The sequence below is a fragment of the Rhodospirillales bacterium genome (assembly GCA_020638175.1).
In the GTDB taxonomy this organism is placed as follows: Bacteria; Pseudomonadota; Alphaproteobacteria; order Micavibrionales; family Micavibrionaceae; genus JACKJA01.
In genome coordinates, this window is the sequence record JACKJA010000002.1 from 1,228,333 (window position 1) to 1,245,705 (window position 17,373).

Sequence of the window (17,373 nt, forward strand, 5' to 3'; positions counted from 1 at the left end):
GCTATGGATGACACCCCTAAAAAGAAGGTGACAAGGATTCCGGCCTCCCGTGAATTGCAATCCCGGGTTGGAACGGGAGAAGTTGACAAAAAAGCGATTGGTCAGGCTCAGGACGTTATCGAAAACAATAAAGTCGATTTTGAACCGATTGCCAAACCGTATTTGGCTGAATTACGCCGCATTGTTCAAGATGCACGTGATGGCAAGCTCTCTGGTCCCGAGTTGGCGGATCTGATTACGCAGCCTATCATGAACCTCAAGGCAAATGCCGGGACGTTTAATTATCCGGTGATTAGCTCTCTGACCGGAACCGTCTTGATGTTTATGGATACGGTCAAAAAGGTCGATAATGACATTATCGACATTGCCGACAACCTTCAAAAAGCGGTGATGGTTGTGATCCACCAGAAAATGAGCGGCGATGGTGGTCCGGCGGGTCAGGCATTGGCTAAAGAGTTTGCCAGCGTTTGCCAGCGTTATATCGATAGAAAGAAATAAGAAAAAAACAGGTCTTTTGTGGCTGTGGCGTCCCCGGCGGGATTTGAACCCACGGCCTCAGGATTAGGAATCCTGCGCTCTATCCTGCTGAGCTACGGGGACGTCTGTCGTGGCTCATGTCTAGATAGCGGATTATATGAGGGGGACGCAAGGCTTGAAATGATATTAGGCGTTTGTCAGTTATCCAGAGAGCGTGCTAACATAAGACGTTAGGAGAGAGCGTCATGTTTATTCGCCGCCATGCATTAGCTGTTTTTTGTCTGGGCATTTCTTTGCTCGGTCATGCGGCATTCGCCCAAACTCCGCCCGGCGGGGTAAATGATATTCACGTCGATCAGGCAGAATTTGATGCGAAATTCTCCGAATGTCAGAGTGAATATATGCGCAATAACCCTGATGTGCTGGATATGAGTATTTGGACGGATGAGTTGGAATCCAGTATGCGCGGATGTATGACCCGAAAAGGGATTGCTTACCAGCTCACGAAACAGGGGCTTTCCGCCCGATATCTTGAGAATGCGCCTTCTGTAGCGGCACCGTCTACGCCATCTGAAGCTGTGATAGAGACGGACGGCGTTGTGTCTGGTACAGCGACTGCGCCTGCCGTTCAGAAAAATGAAAAGCCGCGTCCTGTTTATGTGTCACCCAACCGGGATGACAGCAAACGTTCAAAGCCAATCCGGATATACAAGGGTGCCCCATGATAAAACAAAAATCCTGCGGTTTTAGACAATGGGCTTTTTGGGCATCAATGGGGGCGGCGACTTTTGTCGGCCCAGCCGCTCTGGCACAGGACCAGATGCAAAACGTGGCATCGACACTGGCTGTTTCCGCAATTTCGAACGATGATTTGTACCGGGATCAAACTGCGGGCGAAGCGGGGGCTGTGGTCGCAAATAAAAGCGTGGAGGGCGCCGTCGGGATTCTGGGTGACGAGCTTAATAGTGCCGTTGATATGGGGTTGACCGGTGATACGGCGGATGAACAAAAAAGCAAAGTAAAATACAAGTACGGACAAACGCGCGAAGATTATAGACATCTCCCCATTCCGCCGCGGGTTTTTAACAACATAGACTAATTGCGCAGACAAGTGACCGTCGCATCATCGCCTACGTCATCATTATAAAAACTAGAGAACGTTTTTCCGTTAGCGAATATAAAGGTGGACTTCGCTGGTGGAGGCTTGCGGGCTTGGCGCATAGGACAGGTCAATCCGGTCAAGATCCATCCCCATCTCCGTCAGCGTCCGCAAAACGCGCTCGGCATTACGGCGGGCGCGGGTGCCCTCGATAGCCTGTTTGGCGGCATTACCCTCGCTGGGGTGAACGGCAACCAGCTCAAACCGGGCATAAGGATAACGCTTCAGGGCTTCGTTGACAGCCATATAAACGGGCTGTTCATAAGAAACATCCGGGCGGTCAAATCTGATTTTCACCAGCGGCCGTGGAGCCGTCAGCCCGCTTTGCGGCGCAACAGCTGCGGGTTGAACACCGGCAGACGGCGCATCCATCATGTAATCAGTTTCAGCTTCTTGTGGCGAAAAGCTTGCTTGCTGGACACCTGAAAAAGGACGGTTCGACAGGCTTTTACCCATCAGATCACCTGTGCGGACAGCCATTGAAATCGTGCGTAAATTGGAACGCTCGCTGCCCAGATACGCCGTCGTGCGTGTGATGTCGTCATTAATGTTGTTCAAAAGGCGGTCGATCATAACAACCGTGTTGTTGATGGCATCTTCCAGCTGTGCGAGCTGCACATGGTCTTCTTCGACCGCGCCGGAAAGGGCATAGGTCGAACGGGCCGTCTCTAGCATATAACCGGCGAGGGAAGCCGTCCCCGAAATTTCTGTGGCCAGATCATTCAGTCTGGTGATGTTCCCGGATAGCATTTCAAGGCTGCCCTGGGCTTTTTTCAGGCGATCGACAAGGCGGGGATTGCCCGGTGTTGTGCCAACCTGCAGCTGGGTGTTGATCGTGGCGATGCTGGCATAATAGGTAGCCGCATGCTGCTGACCGTTTGTTTCCAGTTCAGCCAGAGATTGGGACAATTCCGATACGCGGCCTTGCAAGGCAAACAGTTCGCCGCGCAACTCGCCGAGTTTGCGCCCGACAACCGTGTCGGTTTTCTGAAAGTATGACTCACCTGAAATCTCGGCAGGCTGAACGTCCGGTGCACGGAAAGGCTTACGGTACAGCTGGCTTTTCAGATTTTGCGGCAGAGGCTCGTCTATAATCATCAACGCCGGCGCATTTTCAACCGCGCGGGCCGAAGCCGGGGCTGCGAGACCTGACGCCGATATAAGAAGCAACGTTGTCAGGGTTAAACCTTTTTGCAGGCCTGCAGGCAGGACAAAGCGCATATTCACCTTCATAATATTGTTATCTGTCGTTAGTTATATATTCGTTTTCGATTTTCGTGAAAGTCGCCATATTCAATAATGACGAACCCCTTTACCAAAAGAATCCTTGTTACACTTCGCCTGAATCGCCGGATTGAGTCAAGGAAAACTCTGAAAAAATTATAGAAAAATGCACAGAAACAGGAAAATCGATTTTATTTACACTTGCATTTAAAAAAGCCTTCGCGTAATGTGCCGCCCTCTGATAAGAGATATGGCCGTTTCCGGCCCTCTTCAGGCGCCCGTAGCTCAATTGGATAGAGCACCTGACTACGGATCAGGAGGTTAGGAGTTCGAATCTCTTCGGGCGCGCCATTCCCCAATGTCTTTCCGACAATGTAATGTTTTCATAACGTATTATCACTTTTTTTAGGTTTTTATTATAAAACTAATGTCATAGGCTCATGTTCAAGAGTCTTCTATAATAATCGGGATACACAAGAAAACAGATTGTCAATTCGAATGGAAAAACGGCCAAACACTATTGAAGGCAACGTATTGTCCCCTTCATCACAGGAAGATGGGCAGGCCCGTGCTGAGGAAAATGATGCTGAAACGAAGTCGTCGAATGCGAAGGATATCATTTCCTTTGGGCGCGGGGATATTCAGCAGGCGCACGGCGAAGGGCCGCGTGGCCATGGGGATGGCAGCGGCCGGATCGGGGACCGTCTGGTTGAAAAAGGACTCATTAGTGAGTCACAGCTGAATGTTGCGCTGCAGGAAAAAAAGGTCAGCGGAAAACTGCTGGGCGAGGTGCTCGTCGATTTGGGGTTCATTACCCAGGAAACGCTGACGGCGTTTTTATCCGAAAGTTCCGGGTTTGGCATCTTTGATCCCAAAAACACAATTCTGGACAGCAAGGCGCTGGATTTAATCGAAAAAACGGTGGCTCTTAAATATCATATCTTGCCGGTCTCTATTTCGGACAAGGAAGCCGTCGTAGTTATGTCGGATCCTTATGACGTCTTGGCAATGGATAAGCTGCGCCAGTTTATCCCCCGCAACTTGACAATCAAACAGCTGGTGACGACTCCGAGTATTTTGTCGGAAGCCATTGATGCGGCTTACGGCTATGCCAGCAACGTCAATGACATCCTGAAGGAGCTGGAAGAAGGGAAAGCGCCGGATCTGGCCGGATTGTCGGAAGAGGATGCCTATACCCACCCGGTTGTGCGTCTGGTGAACGCGCTGGTGTTTGAAGCCGTTAAAACCGGCGCATCCGACCTTCACTTTGAGCCGGAAGAAAATTTTGTTCGTCTGCGGTATCGTAAGGACGGTGTGTTGTTCACGGCACAGACCCTGCACAAGCAGCACTGGAGCGCCATTTCGCAGCGCCTGAAAATTATTTCTAATATGAATATCGCCGATAAGCTAACGCCGCAGGATGGCCGCTTTCATATGAATGTCGGGGGCCGTATGGCTGATTTCCGGGTGTCGTCGCTACCAACGGTCAACGGCGAAAATATCGTCCTGCGTGTTCTGGACCAGAGCCAGAGTATTATGCCGATGGAAAAACTCGGCTTTAGCGAGCATAATCTGGGTTTGATTCGTAAAGCACAGAGCCGCCCGGAAGGGATCATCATCGTGACCGGCCCGACCGGTAGCGGTAAAACGACCTCGCTCTATTCCATGATTAACGAGATTAATGACGTCGAGGTCAATATCCAGACTCTCGAAGACCCCGTGGAGTATACCTTGCCGATGATTCGCCAGACGCATGTCCGTGAAGGGGTGCTTGAATTCGCAGACGGAATTAAAGCGCTTTTGCGGCAGGATCCCGACATTATCTTTATCGGTGAAATCCGTGATGGGGAAACTGCGAACATGGCCCTGAAAGCTGCGATGACAGGGCACCAGGTTTATACGACCCTGCATACGAACGATTCTTTCGGTGCGATCCCGCGTCTTCTTGACCTGAACCTGAAGCCGGGCATGATTGCCGGGGCGATTATTGCTGTATTCGCGCAGCGTCTCGTGCGCCGGGTCTGTCCGGATTGCCGTGTACCGTATCGCCCGGATGCGGAGGAGTGCAAGATTTTAGGCGTTGATGCCAATGACCCACCGGAGATTCATAAGGCGCGTCAGGGCGGCTGCCAGTCCTGCGCAGGGCAGGGCTACAAAGGCCGGACGGCTGTGGTGGAAATTCTGAGCTTCGATGAAGAGCTTGATGAAGTGATCGCCAACGGGGGGTCAAAAGCAGATTTAAAGACGACGGCTGTACAAAAAGGCTTCAAAAGTATGAAGGATGATGGCATTCTAAAGATACTTGAAGGGGTAACCACCCTTGAAGCCCTCGCCAGAGTCGTTGACGTCAATAAATAATCTTTAACTGCTTTTCACGTTGTTGCCGGAGGATCGGTCATAGAGCGTTTTAAATACAGAGCGATTAACTTAAAAGGCCGGCCCGTTCGCGGTGTGATTGCTGCTGCGAACGAGGTTGATCTGCACAACCAGTTGCAGACAGCCGGGCTGGAGCTGGTTCAGTGCTCGCCGCTTGATCGCCGTAAGGGAATGTTCGATTCCCTGACCTTCCTGCAAAAGAAAGTGAAAGTCCGTGACCTGATCCAGCTGTTCCTGCATATGGAGCAGATGCAGAGCGCCGGTGTGCCGCTTCTGTCAGCGCTGGGGGATATCCGCGATACGACCGAGCATGACCAGTTGCGCGATATCATGTCCGAAATTTATCGGGACGTGTCTGACGGGAGCTCTTTGTCCGAGGCTATGGCGCTGCACCCGAAAGTCTTCACCAATCTGTATATCTCTCTTATCGCTTCCGGTGAGGAAACCGGTGATCTGACAGCGTCCTATCGCCAGCTGATTAAATACCTGAAATGGGTGGATGCCATGCAGGTCAAGGTTCGCAAGGCGACACGTTACCCGACAATCCTGCTGATTGCCGTGTTGGCGACCGTCGTGATTATGATGTCGTATGTTGTGCCCCAGATCGTTGGGTTTATCGAAATATCGATCAGGAAGTCCCTATCTATACAACGGCGCTGATGGCGACTTCGAAATTCTGATTTCATCACCGATTTACTATTGCGGGCGTCCCCGTCGCGGGGGGCGCCTGTTTTCGACGGTTATTTTGTTTGCGATTCTGATGTTTCTCCGGCGTATCGGATGAAATTGCATATCGCTTTGACCTTTGGGCGCTGAATATGCCGATTTTCGGCCCGTTGATTCGGAAGATCAACATTGCCCGCTTCGCCCAGACTTTTGGGGCGCTGTTTGCCAGTGGTATCGATGTGCTGCATAGTCTGGAATCTTCGCGGGAAACTGTATCCAATCTGGCGCTGGCGGAGGCGTTGGAAGTTGTATATGACCAGGTTCAGGCAGGATCACCCTTGTCGGAGGCGTTCAATGAAACGGGCGAAGTTCCCCAGCATGGTCGTGCGGATGCTGAAGGTCGGGGAAGAGTCCGGTAACCTTACTGCGGTGCTCGATCAGGTGGCTGAATTCTATACTAATGACGTCGATGAAGCGATTCAGGCTCTTATTGCCATGATTGAGCCTTTCCTTACCCTTGTCCTTGGTGTTATGATATTATGGATTGCGGTGGCGGTGTTCGGGCCGATCTACTCAAGTTTTGAAACTATGGACTTTTAATACACAGGGCGCTATCGGGCTATGTCTCTATCTATATTATCACCTTCACGCTGCGTACTGCTTGTAAGCGATGAGGTTCTTTCCATTTATGATGTGACGGCGCGCACGGTAAAGCTTGTCGACACGGTGTCGTGGGATACGGAGGGGGTCGAGAGTGCCGTCGCCGATATCATTCGTAAGGAATGCAAGGGCAAACCTGTTCTTATCTTGAATGATATGACCGACCAGCACTTCAAGGGCGGCCAGAAGCTGCCCAAGGTCGGCGTCCTCGACAAGCAAAATGTTTTACGCCGTAAATTGCAGGTAGCTTTCCCGAACTATCCAATCCGGGCGGCCCTGCCCATGAAACCGCCGCGTTCAAGCAAGGCTCCGGGCGGGGCTTCAGCCTATAAGAATTTGTATCTTTTTGCGGCGGTCCCGCTTTCGGCACCGATTGCCAAAACGATGAAAGCGGTGCGGGAATCGCTGGCGTCTATCGCGGGCCTTTACATGTTGCCTGTGGAAGCCTCGGATATGGTCAAAAGCCTGTCCGAAAAAGTGGCGGAGAAAAAACGGCCGCCGTCTACGTGGACGATCTTTATCGGGCAACACCAGAACGGGGCTTTGCGTCAGGTTATTATTCGTGATGGCCAGTTGGCCATGACCCGGATGACACCGGTGATTGATACCGACACGGATCACGAACAATGGGCGCAGGAAGTATTTCAGGAATTCAAGGCGACCGTTAGCTATCTATCGCGTTTCGGATTCTCGTCGAATGACAGCACGGACGTTATTGTCGTTTCCCATCCTCAGGCCGGCGAACTGCTGGAGGAAAAAATAGATATTCCTTGTCAGTTCCGCTCCTATACGGTAACGCAGGCCGCATCCATTCTGGGGATGAAGATAGGAACACAGGCAAGCGTACGGTATGCCGATCCACTCCATGTCGCATGGGCGGGACGTAAAAACCGCTTTATCATGCCCTTGTTTTCGCCGGACCTTGAAAGGGTTCATAAGGCGCGTCAGGGTGCGATGCTCCTTTCCTTGTTGTTGCTGGGAGGGGCCTGTTATCTGGGCTGGCAACTGTGGAACTATTCCGGGAGCGTTCTATCCGCCCGTCAGGAAATTCGTTCTCAAAGAGAAAAGCTGGTGCAGGCCGAACAGGATTATAATGCTGAAAAGAAACGGATGGCGGATCTGGGCGTGGACGTCGAGCTTATTCGCGGAACGGTCGAGGCTTATGACTCGTTCGAAGCACAGCGCATAAAGGTTTTGCCTGTTATAAAAGGTGTCGTTCAGGCCTTGGGGCCGGAGCTGCGGTTGGATTCTTTCCTGATAAAGGCCGTTCCCCCCAAAACAAATGTGATGGAATTTGTTGATTCTCGTGTCCGTGGTCAAACGGGCGGCGCTGACGGGAAGCAGGCATTTGAAGCCTCTTTGAAGCTCAGTTTCCCGCGGATGATCGACCCGGAAAAAGGGGTCGAGGAAGTCAATGAACTAAGAGACAGGTTGCAGGAAAAGCTTCCGGCTTATGAAGTGGTCGTTGAGCGTAACCTGATTGGCCTTGATTATAGCGCTCAGTTTTCCGGATCGGCGGGGGTTAAGGCCGAAGATATTGCCAAGGAAGATTACGTAGCCGAAATACAGATCAGGGGAGTGGCCGAGTAATGAATGTCGTAGGGATACAGCGTTTACTTCTGATCGTTATTCTGGTGGCCGTGAATGCGGCGCTGGCGGCGGGCGTATATGTTTATTTCATGCCTCAGGGCGAAAAAATGGAGCGTGAATCGCGGGCTTTGCGCGCGCAGGTCGGCACGATGCAGGCCGACACCGATATGATGCGGACGCAATTTGACGAAATCAAGGATATCCAGGATCGTTATAATAAACTGCGCGCCGCCGGGTTTTTTAGCACGCAAAGTCGGGCTTGGATTAAACGGGGAATGGATGACCTGCAAAAGAAATCCCATATCCTGAAGGTTGACTATAAAATTGACGCGGCGCAGGTGACGGAGAGCGAAGATCTGAAGAAGGCCGGTTTCGTTATGCTGGATAGCGTGATCACCGTTGATCTTGAAGCCGTCGATGATGCGGATATATACAATTTCATTTTTTGGGTTGAGAATGCTTTTCCCGGACATGTCTCTGTTAAGTCCCTGAAAATTGACCGGGCTATGGATATTAATGAGGCATCTTTACGGCGGATTGGGAATGGCTCGCCCTTGGTCCTTGTGACGGCCAAGGTTGTATTCTCATGGAAAACGCTGGCGCCAAAAGACGAAACGGCTGCGGCTGCCGAAGGGAGCGTGTAGACTATGAGAAAGCAAGGTATAGCTTTGAATATGTTGGTCGGGGCTTTTAGGGTTGCGTTGTGCGGCGTTGTTTTTTACGGGCTGTCTCTGGGAAATGTCTGGGCTCAGGATGGTGCTGGTGTGCAGACTCAAGCCCCGGCAGCGATGATTGACACGTCATTTCCCGCCGATGGGGGCGCCAGTGCGTTTTCCGATCTGGACGCCATGTACAAGAGCAAGGCAGCTGTGCATGAGCCGGAGGTTAATCCCAACGACATCGGGACCATGTTTTTCACACTGTGGCAACATACCTTGCTGCAGGAAGCCAAGCGCGGTTTCGTTTCCCGGGACGCCACTCAGGGCGAACTTGATCGGCAGGCTGATATGGATTTGCTTCCCCAGAGTGAGCGCCCCAAGGGGATACGCGAGCTTTCATTGGGCGGGATTGTTTATGTTTCGTCTAATGACTGGGTTGTCTGGCTGAATGGCCAGCGTTTGACACCCAAAGCGATTCCCAAAGAGGTGATTGATATTCATGTGCGCAAGGAATATGTCGAATTGAAATGGTTTGATGGCTATACGAACCTGATTTATCCGATACGTATCCGCCCGCATCAGCGCTTTAACCTCGACAGCCGTATTTTCCTGCCGGGCCAACCGTCTTGATGGGCTAATGACAACAAATTCTCTTTTACCCCGAAATGATGAAACGGCGCCGATGTTGTCGCTGGATGATGTCGTTGTTTCCTATGGTCGGACCCCGGTTATAAAGGGCGTGTCTTTTTCTGTTGGCCGGGGTGAAACATTTGGCTTTATCGGGTTGAATGGCGCGGGAAAGACGACGCTGATTAAGGCGATTCTCGGATTGCGTGAACACGGCGCAGGCCGGATCGAGATAGGGGGGCAACCCCATACCCACGCCGAAAGCAAGGAAATGCTGGCTTATTTGCCGGAAAAATTTGAGCCGCCCTGGTTCCTGAAGGGGCGCGAATTTGTTCATTTTTCCTGTTCTTTCTCCCGGCAGGCGATTTCCGACGAGGATATCGACCATTTGGCAAACCGTCTGGGGCTGGCATTGCCGGCATTAGAGCGGCGTGTCCAGACCTATTCCAAGGGAATGCGTCAGAAGCTCGGCTTGCTGGCGACCTTGATGACGGGCTGCCCGTTTCTGATTCTGGATGAGCCGATGAGCGGTCTTGATCCCAAGGCCCGCGTTGCTGTGAAGAACGTGATTCTCGAAGCCGGGCAAGCCGGACGCACGATCTTTCTTAGTTCTCACATTCTCGCCGACATGGACGAAATCTGCACGCGCGTGGGGGTTCTGCATGGCGGGCAGCTTGTCTATGAAGGCACGCCCGGGGGATTGCGGGATATCTATGATGAGAGCAGCCTTGAGAAGGCTTTCCTGAAAGTTATTGAGGATCATTAGAAGATCATTAAAAGAATGCTTGTTAATCTGCGGATTGGCGATAAAATAGATCGTGGTGCTACAAGCGTGTTGAACGCTGTATTGTGCTGTTCTTTTTAACCGATCAAGGTTGCACGGAAATGTCTGATAATCATAAAGCCGAGGAGAGTGAAGCTGCTATGGATTCTGAAAAGAAAAAGGATGAGGAGAGCGTTTCCGTTGAGCCTGTGGTAGAGCCAGAGCTTGTTATTGATCCGGATATTGAAGAAACGGCTGAATTTACGACGTCGGAGAGCGCAGATGATGCCGATGTAACGGACAGCTTTGAAGCTGATTTTTCCGATGATTCCGATGACCTTGATGCGGATTTCGATGACGAAGAAATCGACAACTTCATGGAGAAAAAATCCAAAGGCAAGGGCAAAGGGCTGCTTGTCGCGGCTGTCGTCGCTATAGGCGTTGTCGGTGGGGTCGGTTACGCGGTTCTGCAGCCGTCCGGGCCGGGCGGGAATGCTCTTCCCGGATCACCCGCGGCAATGGCAACGAATGAGGCGCCATCTGACGATATGTTCGCTACGTCTGATGGTGGCATGGGCGGTGAAGGTGTATCGGCGGATATCGCCGGAATGAGTGATTTGCCGCAACCCTACGTGAATCAAAATGAAGCGGCGACGCCAGAAACGGCCACGGAAGAAATGCCGTCTGAAATGCTGATGGATGTTGCGGATGTTGCCGCACCTGCTGCCGCGGAGCTGGAAGATATACCGGATACGCGTGGCGAAGCTGCTGATCTGGCCGCTGGGGATAATGTTTTGGCCGCGCCGGAAAATGACGACATGTTGCTGGCCGAGCCGGTTGAGCCGGTCATGGATGATGTAATGGAAGATATGGGCGCTGGCGAAGGGGATGCGGAGATGGCCGCCGATCTTATGCCGTCTTCCGATGTGGCTGAAAAAGAGAGCGTTCCTGAAGTGGCTGTGGAAACCGTATCGGATGATATCGCCAGCAGCGTTACGCCCAGTATGGACGAACTGCAAGAAGCCGCTCATCAAGATTTGATTTCCTCGATTGTGTCCGAAGCGGAACCGATCGAAACAGAGGCCGCCCTGCCGGGGGCCGTCGCAGGCGTTAGTGCGCACACAGGCTCTGTAAAGGACTTGGCCGATGACGATAAAGGCGGAGCGGATACGTATTATGATTCGGGCCTCAATGTGCCGCAGGGGAAAGTCGAGCCCGTTGGGCCTCGTAAACTGGACCCGTCTCAGGAGCCGGCCTCCAAATTTGTGATTTCTCACAAAACGCACGACAAGAACGATCAGGAATCAATGCTGGTTTCGGCAAATCGGGCGTTAAAGCTGCAGCGATATGATGCCGCGGCCGAAATGTTCGATCGTCTTTACGAAAAAAACAAGCGTGATCCCCGGATTTTGATGGGGCGGGCTATGGCCTTGCAAAATACAGGCAAGACCGCCAGCGCCATTGGTGTTTATGAGGAACTTCTGGAGCTGGAGCCGGATAATGCGCCGGCAATGGTGAATATGCTGGGGTTGATACGTCAGCAATATCCGTCGGTGGCTCTGCGCCGCCTGATGGATATACAGGAAAATCATCCCGATAATGCGGGAATCGCCGCCCAGATCGGTGTGACGCTGGCGGACCTGCAGGAATACGATGAAGCGCTGCGCTCTCTGGGGGTGGCGGCGTCCATCGAACCTCAAAATGCCCAGCATCCTTTCAATATGGCGATTGTTGCCGAACGGATGGGCGACAAGAAAAAGGCTATCGCGTTGTATGAAGAAGCCCTCGAGCTGGATGCTGTGTACGGAAACAGCCGTTCTGTGCCGCGGGAAACAATTTACGACCGTCTTCATGTTCTGCGCCGCTAGGCCGAACAAGGTTCGGGGGACGGTTGGTGACTGTTGTTGATGCCCGTAGCTTTTGAAATCATCATTATATCGTTACTGGGACTGGTCCTGGGCAGCTTTGCGACGGCTCTGGTGTGGAGAATCCCTCGTAATCTGTCATGGAAAGCCGTTCGTTCGTCATGCACCGCCTGCGGTCATAAGCTGAGGGTGTGGGAACTCATCCCGTTCTTTTCATGGGTCTGTCTACGGGGACGGTGCGGGGCATGCGGCCGGGAAATCAGCTGGCGCTACCCTGTGATAGAGATCATGGTCATGGCGGCGTCCCTTGGTCTGTACGCCGTATGGGGTTTTTCCGTAGAAACAGGAATATTGATGGCGGCGCTGCCTTTTTTGGTGGCGTTGCTGGTTATCGACATCGACCGTTATATCCTCCCGGACCAGCTGGTTTTTTTCAGCGGGGCGCTGGCCTTGATTTTTGTCATCTATACAGGGCTGCCTGAGGGGGCGGAAGCGATTGCGCTCAAAAAACTGCCGGCGGCGATCGGCGCGGCGGCTTTGTATGCGGCTGTGGTCGCGGCTGCCGGGTTTGTGATTGGTAAAATAAAGGGCAGGGCAGCCGTCGGTCTTGGGGATGTTAAGTTTTTTGCCGTTGTTGGCTTGTGGCTGGGGATCGGATCATTGCCCTTTTACCTGATAGCTGCAGGGATAACAGGTCTTTTATGGGGGCTGGGCTGGCGATTTATCAAGGGGACGGCGGTTTTCCCGTTTGGCCCGGCTTTGATAATAGCGCTTTATCTGTTCTTTTTGCTGAAAGGTATGGAAATTCAAGGTATAATAGAATTCGCGTATGTATGACGTATCTTTTTTTGATAAACAGGGATTTGTTTACCTTCCGTTTGTAAATTTACGTTAAAACTAGAACTGTAAGATAATACCCTGTGTGGGGGTGGAGGTTATCAGTGGATATTACACAGCTTTTGGCGTTTGCGATTCAGAACAACGCGTCTGACTTGCATCTCAGCCCAAAAAACCAGCCGATTATCCGGACGCATGGTGAATTGAAGCGCATCAAGACCGACGTTCTGGAGAGTGATGATATCCGGAGTATGCTGTACTCGGTGATGACGGAAGATCAACGGGCCGAGTTCGAACGCGAAATGGAGCTCGACTTCGCGATCGCCTTCGGTGAAAAAGCCCGTTTCCGTGTCAACGCATTTACGACGCGGACGGGGACTGCAGCCGTTTTCCGGAGTATCCCGTCCCTGATCCCGACGATGGAGGAGCTGGAGCTGCCGGCGATCATGCGCCGCTTTGCCGAGCTTGAAAAAGGCCTTGTTCTTGTGACCGGTCCGACCGGTAGTGGTAAGTCCACTTCTCTTGCGTCGATGATTAATCATATTAATGAACATGACGCCCGGCATATTGTCACGATCGAAGATCCTGTTGAATTTTTTCACACGTCCAAGAAAAGCCTTGTGAACCACCGGGAAATCGGCCAGGACACCAAATCGTTTGCGCGGGCCCTGCGAAGTGCTCTGCGGGAGGATCCTGATGTGATCCTGGTTGGGGAGATGCGGGATTACGAGACGATTTCCCTTGCGCTGACGGCCGCGGAAACGGGGCACTTGGTTTTCGCGACGCTGCACTCCAACTCTGCGGCTAAAACGATCGACCGTATTATTGACGTGTTCCCGACGGGGGATAAAGAAATGGTTCGCGCGATGCTCGCGAGTTCGCTTCAGGGCGTTGTCGCCCAGACCCTTTTGCGCCGTGTCGGTGGCGGGCGTGTCGGGGCTTATGAAGTCCTCGTCGGGACTAACGCGGTACGAAACCTGATCCGGGAAAACCAGGTAGCGCAGCTTTACTCAATGATCCAGACAGGATCGCGTTACGGCATGGTGACGATGGAAGATGCCGTGGATGCGTTGCTGGAAGAAGGCGTTATCAGCCGTAGCGAAGCCCGCCGGGCCTTGCTTAAAACCACCGATGAGGGCGATGAGGTCGAAGATGAAGTGTCAGCGACGCTCGGTGGAACGCCGACGCACTATGCGGATAACGCATCGGATGGCGCTGTCGGTGTGCCGGGGCTTTCCCGCAGCAGCAGTGGCGGTGGCGGTAATGATGAGGGGTATTCATTTTGAGCGAACCGCTGATACTGCAATATTTCAATAAAATGAACGAGGCACAGGCCAGTGACCTGTACCTGACGGTTGGTTATCCGCCGAGCATGCGTACCGACACCGGAATCGTGCCGCTGAGCGAAACGACCATGACGGCGGACGATGTAAATGACATTTTGTCCTCGATCCTGACCAATCGGCAATTACGTGAATTTGAAGTCAACATGGAACTGAACACGTCTTTGGATGCCGGGAAATTCGGACGCTACCGTGTGAATGTTCTGCGGCAACGGCAGGCGCCCGCCTTGGTTATTCGGCGTGTGATCTCAAAAATACCGAGCTTTGAGGAGCTGAAACTCCCGCCGCTTTTGGAAAAGATTGCCATGGAAAAACGCGGGCTGGTGATGTTTACCGGGATGACGGGATCCGGGAAGTCAACCTCTCTGGCCTCGATGATCGACCACCGGAATACCCACGCGGAAGGCCATATTGTCACGATCGAAGATCCGATCGAATATTTCCATGAGCATAAAAAATCGGTTGTGACCCAGCGGGAAGTCGGCGTTGATACGGAATCGTATGCCACGGCCCTGAAGAATGTCTTACGCCAGCGCCCGGACGTGATCCTGATTGGGGAGATTCGTGATCGGGAAGTAATGGAGCAGGCACTTATGGCCGCTGAAACAGGGCATTTGTGTCTGGCGACCCTGCATACGGCAAACGCGTACCAGTCTATCGACCGGATCGTGAATATGTTCCCGGAAGAATACCACCAGCAGATCCGTTTGAACCTGTCGATGAACCTGAAGGCAATCATTTCACAACGTTTGTTGCCGACGGTTGATTCAAAAATGCACGTCGCAACGGAAATTATGCTTAATCAGGCCTTGGTCAAGGAGCTGATCCAGAAGGGCGACATCGCCAAAATCAGGCCGGTGATGGAGCAGAACAATCAGCTGGGCATGCATACATTTGACCAGTCTTTGCTGGATCTGTACAGCCGGGGAATTATTTCCGAGGAGACCGCTTTATCGCACGCCGATCAGGCCGGTGACTTGCAAATCAAAATCCGCCAGATGAAAATGGGGGATAAGGGGCAGGGCAGTGGCGGATTGCAGGGGATGGACACGTCACGTTTGCGGTTTTCCGAATAAAACAGGGCCGAAGTTGTTCTGTTTTCCTTTTTTATTCTTTTGATCTTTGAATTATGCGTATTGCTGCTTTTGCGGATTCTTTCTCTGTGTTATAAATACGGGGTATATATGTCGCACAGATTCGCCGTGTGACTATTCGGGTTCACTCCTAGCAATGCGAAGATAACATGCAGATTATTCAATTTACTCCGGCAGCGGGCTTCAAGGCTTGCATGACAATTTCTTTCCTGATGGCTTTATTGATGGTTTCCGGCTGTGATCTTGCTAGAAATCAGGTGAAAATGGATCGCGCCGCCAACATGGAGTTTCAGGATTTCCGTGATGCGCTGGAACCGAATCTTGATGAACAGGATATGGCTGCTGACGAGGATGGCGCCGGGATCCCTGATATGAAACCTTACATGGCGCAGCCTTCGGATGATCTGAAAGCGATGCCGCTGGTATCGGTCTCTGTGAACCAGACCGTGCCTGTTCGGGATGTCTTGTATGATCTGGCTCGTGAAGCGGACTATGATATCGAACTGGATCCCCGGATTCGCGGTTCCATCATTTTCTCGGCGCGTGAAAAGCCCTTTGATGTTGTCGTTGACCGAATCGCCGAGATCGCAGGGCTTCGTTACAAGTTTAACGATCACTCCCTGCGCGTGGAATTGGATACGCCTTATAATAAAACCTATAAAATTGATTATCTGAGCTACGTTCGTAAAAATAAAAGCTCTATCAGCAATAACGTTGCTGTGATGACCGGCGGCGGCACCAACACAGGATCGCAGTTTACGACGGAAGCTGAAAGTGAAAGCGATTTCTGGGGTGAGCTGAGCGCGAATATTGAGCAAATTCTGGGGGTGGCGCCGAGTACGGGAACGCTGAAATCGAATCGTGATCCGCAAGTCACCGCCGTTGAGCAGAACCCTGCGCCGGTTGCGCCGGTTGTAACCGAGGGTGAGGACGGCGCGCCGGAAGTTCAGGTTCAGGCGCCGGAAGCTGTTTTGCAGGTATCTTCTGTCGCTAACGATGATCTGGAGGACGATGAACAGGCTAAAAAACGTCAGCCCATGTTTACAGTTAACCGTCAGGCCGGCCTGGTTTCCGTCTATGGGACGGAGCGTCAGCAAAAAGAAATTTTCAGCTATCTTGAAGAGGTGCGCCGGTCTGTAACCGCGCAGGTTCTGATCGAAGCGAAAGTCATGGAAGTGGCTCTGACCGATGAATACGCGGCGGGGATTAACTGGAACGCCGTACTAGGAAATAGCGGCAAGGGGAATATTGGTTTTGATGTTACGGGCGACAGTTTGCGCCCCTCCCTTGATCCTGTGACAAGCCCCGGTGCTAATTTCCTCGTATCCTATCTGGGAAGCGATTTGAGCGCCGCCGTAGAAGCGATTTCGCGGTTCGGGACGGTGCGTAGCCTGTCCAGCCCGCGGATGACGGTTCTTAATAATCAGAGTGCGGTTTTGAATGTCGCGAAAAACGAGGTTTATTTCGAAATTGATATCGACGTGACAGCGGCAACGGATACAACGGCTCCGCAAACCGAAATCCAGAGCGAGATCCGCAACGTGCCGGAAGGGGTTCTGATTAACGTGCAGCCGTCGATCAACCTGGACGACCGGACTGTGTCCATGGCTATTCGTCCGACGGTGACCAAGATCGTTGACCGCGTTCCTGATCCGGGCGTCCTGTTCGTCGTGCGTCAGGCCGCGGCCGATGCGCCTGGCATTGATCTTGATGGCGTTGAATCTCTTATCCCTGTTATCAACGTGCAGGAAATGGACTCTGTTATCAGCATGCCCTCCGGTCAAACGGTTATTATGGGCGGGTTGATGCAAGATGAGATTTCTTCCGAGCATAAAGGTGTGCCGGTTCTCTCTGAGCTGCCGATTCTGGGGAGCGCTTTCCGTACGCAAAGTGATAAAATCCAGAAAACGGAGCTGGTTATTTTCCTGAAAGCGACGATTATGGATGGCGGCAGCAATGTTCATCCGTATGACAAGGAACTGTACAAAAAGTTCTCTGGTGATCGCCGGGCGGCAACATTCTAGGGGCTTTGT

Annotated in this window: 14 protein-coding genes, 2 tRNA genes and 1 pseudogene; 15 read left to right on the top strand and 2 right to left on the bottom strand. The window is 52.2% G+C overall.

Annotated elements, in window-relative coordinates:
• Positions 1-3 precede the first annotated feature (3 nt).
• Positions 4-498: a hypothetical protein gene (locus H6868_05930; GenBank protein ID MCB9988860.1), complete on the top strand. Its 495-nt coding sequence runs from the start codon at positions 4-6 to the stop codon at positions 496-498.
• Positions 499-523: 25 nt separating this feature from the next.
• On the opposite strand, the gene H6868_05935 is transcribed toward H6868_05930, so the two are convergent.
• Positions 524-600, bottom strand: a tRNA-Arg gene (locus tag H6868_05935).
• A gap of 122 nt (positions 601-722) precedes the next feature.
• On the opposite strand from H6868_05935, the gene H6868_05940 reads away from it, so the two are divergent.
• Both H6868_05940 and H6868_05945 read left to right on the top strand, forming a co-directional pair.
• Complete coding sequence (locus H6868_05940; GenBank protein MCB9988861.1) at positions 723-1,202, top strand: hypothetical protein; 480 nt, start codon at positions 723-725, stop codon at positions 1,200-1,202.
• Positions 1,199-1,576, top strand: coding sequence for a hypothetical protein (locus H6868_05945; GenBank protein ID MCB9988862.1), 378 nt, complete (start codon positions 1,199-1,201; stop codon positions 1,574-1,576). The genes H6868_05940 and H6868_05945 overlap by 4 nt, the downstream gene beginning before the upstream one ends.
• A 69-nt stretch (positions 1,577-1,645) precedes the next feature.
• On the opposite strand, the gene H6868_05950 is transcribed toward H6868_05945, so the two are convergent.
• A complete protein-coding gene (locus H6868_05950; protein MCB9988863.1) occupies positions 1,646-2,869 on the bottom strand; it encodes a hypothetical protein in 1,224 nt (407 codons plus the stop codon).
• A 265-nt stretch (positions 2,870-3,134) separates the two neighbouring features.
• Here H6868_05950 and H6868_05955 point away from each other — a divergent pair.
• From H6868_05955 to H6868_06010, 12 genes and pseudogenes are all read left to right on the top strand, one after another.
• Positions 3,135-3,211: transfer RNA gene (locus H6868_05955), tRNA-Arg, on the top strand.
• Positions 3,212-3,358: 147 nt separating this feature from the next.
• Positions 3,359-5,218, top strand: coding sequence for a Flp pilus assembly complex ATPase component TadA (tadA, locus tag H6868_05960; protein MCB9988864.1), 1,860 nt, complete (start codon positions 3,359-3,361; stop codon positions 5,216-5,218).
• 39 nt (positions 5,219-5,257) lie between these two features.
• Positions 5,258-6,502 (top strand): annotated as a pseudogene (locus H6868_05965) (type II secretion system F family protein).
• A gap of 21 nt (positions 6,503-6,523) precedes the next feature.
• Positions 6,524-8,152 carry a hypothetical protein gene (locus H6868_05970; GenBank protein MCB9988865.1) on the top strand — a complete coding sequence of 543 codons (1,629 nt, stop codon included), beginning with the start codon at positions 6,524-6,526 and terminating at the stop codon, positions 8,150-8,152.
• Positions 8,152-8,796, top strand: coding sequence for a hypothetical protein (locus tag H6868_05975; GenBank protein MCB9988866.1), 645 nt, complete (start codon positions 8,152-8,154; stop codon positions 8,794-8,796). The genes H6868_05970 and H6868_05975 overlap by 1 nt, the downstream gene beginning before the upstream one ends.
• A 3-nt stretch (positions 8,797-8,799) precedes the next feature.
• The gene (locus H6868_05980) at positions 8,800-9,441 is read left to right on the top strand and encodes a hypothetical protein (protein ID MCB9988867.1); all 642 of its coding nucleotides are present in this window, start codon (positions 8,800-8,802) and stop codon (positions 9,439-9,441) included.
• Between the two features lie 52 nt (positions 9,442-9,493).
• Positions 9,494-10,204 (top strand): ABC transporter ATP-binding protein, encoded by a 711-nt coding sequence (locus H6868_05985; protein ID MCB9988868.1) that lies wholly within the window; start codon positions 9,494-9,496, stop codon positions 10,202-10,204.
• A 119-nt stretch (positions 10,205-10,323) separates the two neighbouring features.
• Positions 10,324-12,069 carry a tetratricopeptide repeat protein gene (locus H6868_05990; protein MCB9988869.1) on the top strand — a complete coding sequence of 582 codons (1,746 nt, stop codon included), beginning with the start codon at positions 10,324-10,326 and terminating at the stop codon, positions 12,067-12,069.
• A gap of 39 nt (positions 12,070-12,108) precedes the next feature.
• Positions 12,109-12,903 carry a prepilin peptidase gene (locus tag H6868_05995; protein MCB9988870.1) on the top strand — a complete coding sequence of 265 codons (795 nt, stop codon included), beginning with the start codon at positions 12,109-12,111 and terminating at the stop codon, positions 12,901-12,903.
• 104 nt (positions 12,904-13,007) lie between these two features.
• Positions 13,008-14,189 (top strand): type IV pilus twitching motility protein PilT, encoded by a 1,182-nt coding sequence (locus H6868_06000; GenBank protein ID MCB9988871.1) that lies wholly within the window; start codon positions 13,008-13,010, stop codon positions 14,187-14,189.
• A gap of 32 nt (positions 14,190-14,221) precedes the next feature.
• Positions 14,222-15,322 (top strand): PilT/PilU family type 4a pilus ATPase, encoded by a 1,101-nt coding sequence (locus H6868_06005; GenBank protein ID MCB9988872.1) that lies wholly within the window; start codon positions 14,222-14,224, stop codon positions 15,320-15,322.
• A 212-nt stretch (positions 15,323-15,534) separates the two neighbouring features.
• A complete protein-coding gene (locus H6868_06010) occupies positions 15,535-17,364 on the top strand; it encodes a type II and III secretion system family protein (protein MCB9988873.1) in 1,830 nt (609 codons plus the stop codon).
• The last annotated feature ends 9 nt before the right edge of the window (positions 17,365-17,373 follow it).

Excerpts from the sequence above, each read along its gene's own strand:
- H6868_05975 (MCB9988866.1), top strand. The coding sequence starts at position 8,152 with ATGAATGTCGTAGGGATACAGCGTTTACTTCTGATCGTTATTCTGGTG.
- H6868_05930 (MCB9988860.1), top strand. The coding sequence starts at position 4 with ATGGATGACACCCCTAAAAAGAAGGTGACAAGGATTCCGGCCTCCCGT.
- H6868_05990 (MCB9988869.1), top strand. The coding sequence starts at position 10,324 with ATGTCTGATAATCATAAAGCCGAGGAGAGTGAAGCTGCTATGGATTCT.
- H6868_05945 (MCB9988862.1), top strand. The coding sequence starts at position 1,199 with ATGATAAAACAAAAATCCTGCGGTTTTAGACAATGGGCTTTTTGGGCA.
- H6868_05985 (MCB9988868.1), top strand. The coding sequence starts at position 9,494 with ATGTTGTCGCTGGATGATGTCGTTGTTTCCTATGGTCGGACCCCGGTT.
- H6868_05995 (MCB9988870.1), top strand. The coding sequence starts at position 12,109 with ATGCCCGTAGCTTTTGAAATCATCATTATATCGTTACTGGGACTGGTC.
- tadA (MCB9988864.1), top strand. The coding sequence starts at position 3,359 with ATGGAAAAACGGCCAAACACTATTGAAGGCAACGTATTGTCCCCTTCA.
- H6868_06005 (MCB9988872.1), top strand. The coding sequence starts at position 14,222 with ATGAACGAGGCACAGGCCAGTGACCTGTACCTGACGGTTGGTTATCCG.
- H6868_06010 (MCB9988873.1), top strand. The coding sequence starts at position 15,535 with ATGACAATTTCTTTCCTGATGGCTTTATTGATGGTTTCCGGCTGTGAT.
- H6868_05950 (MCB9988863.1), bottom strand. The coding sequence starts at position 2,869 with ATGAAGGTGAATATGCGCTTTGTCCTGCCTGCAGGCCTGCAAAAAGGT.
- H6868_05970 (MCB9988865.1), top strand. The coding sequence starts at position 6,524 with ATGTCTCTATCTATATTATCACCTTCACGCTGCGTACTGCTTGTAAGC.
- H6868_05940 (MCB9988861.1), top strand. The coding sequence starts at position 723 with ATGTTTATTCGCCGCCATGCATTAGCTGTTTTTTGTCTGGGCATTTCT.
- H6868_05980 (MCB9988867.1), top strand. The coding sequence starts at position 8,800 with ATGAGAAAGCAAGGTATAGCTTTGAATATGTTGGTCGGGGCTTTTAGG.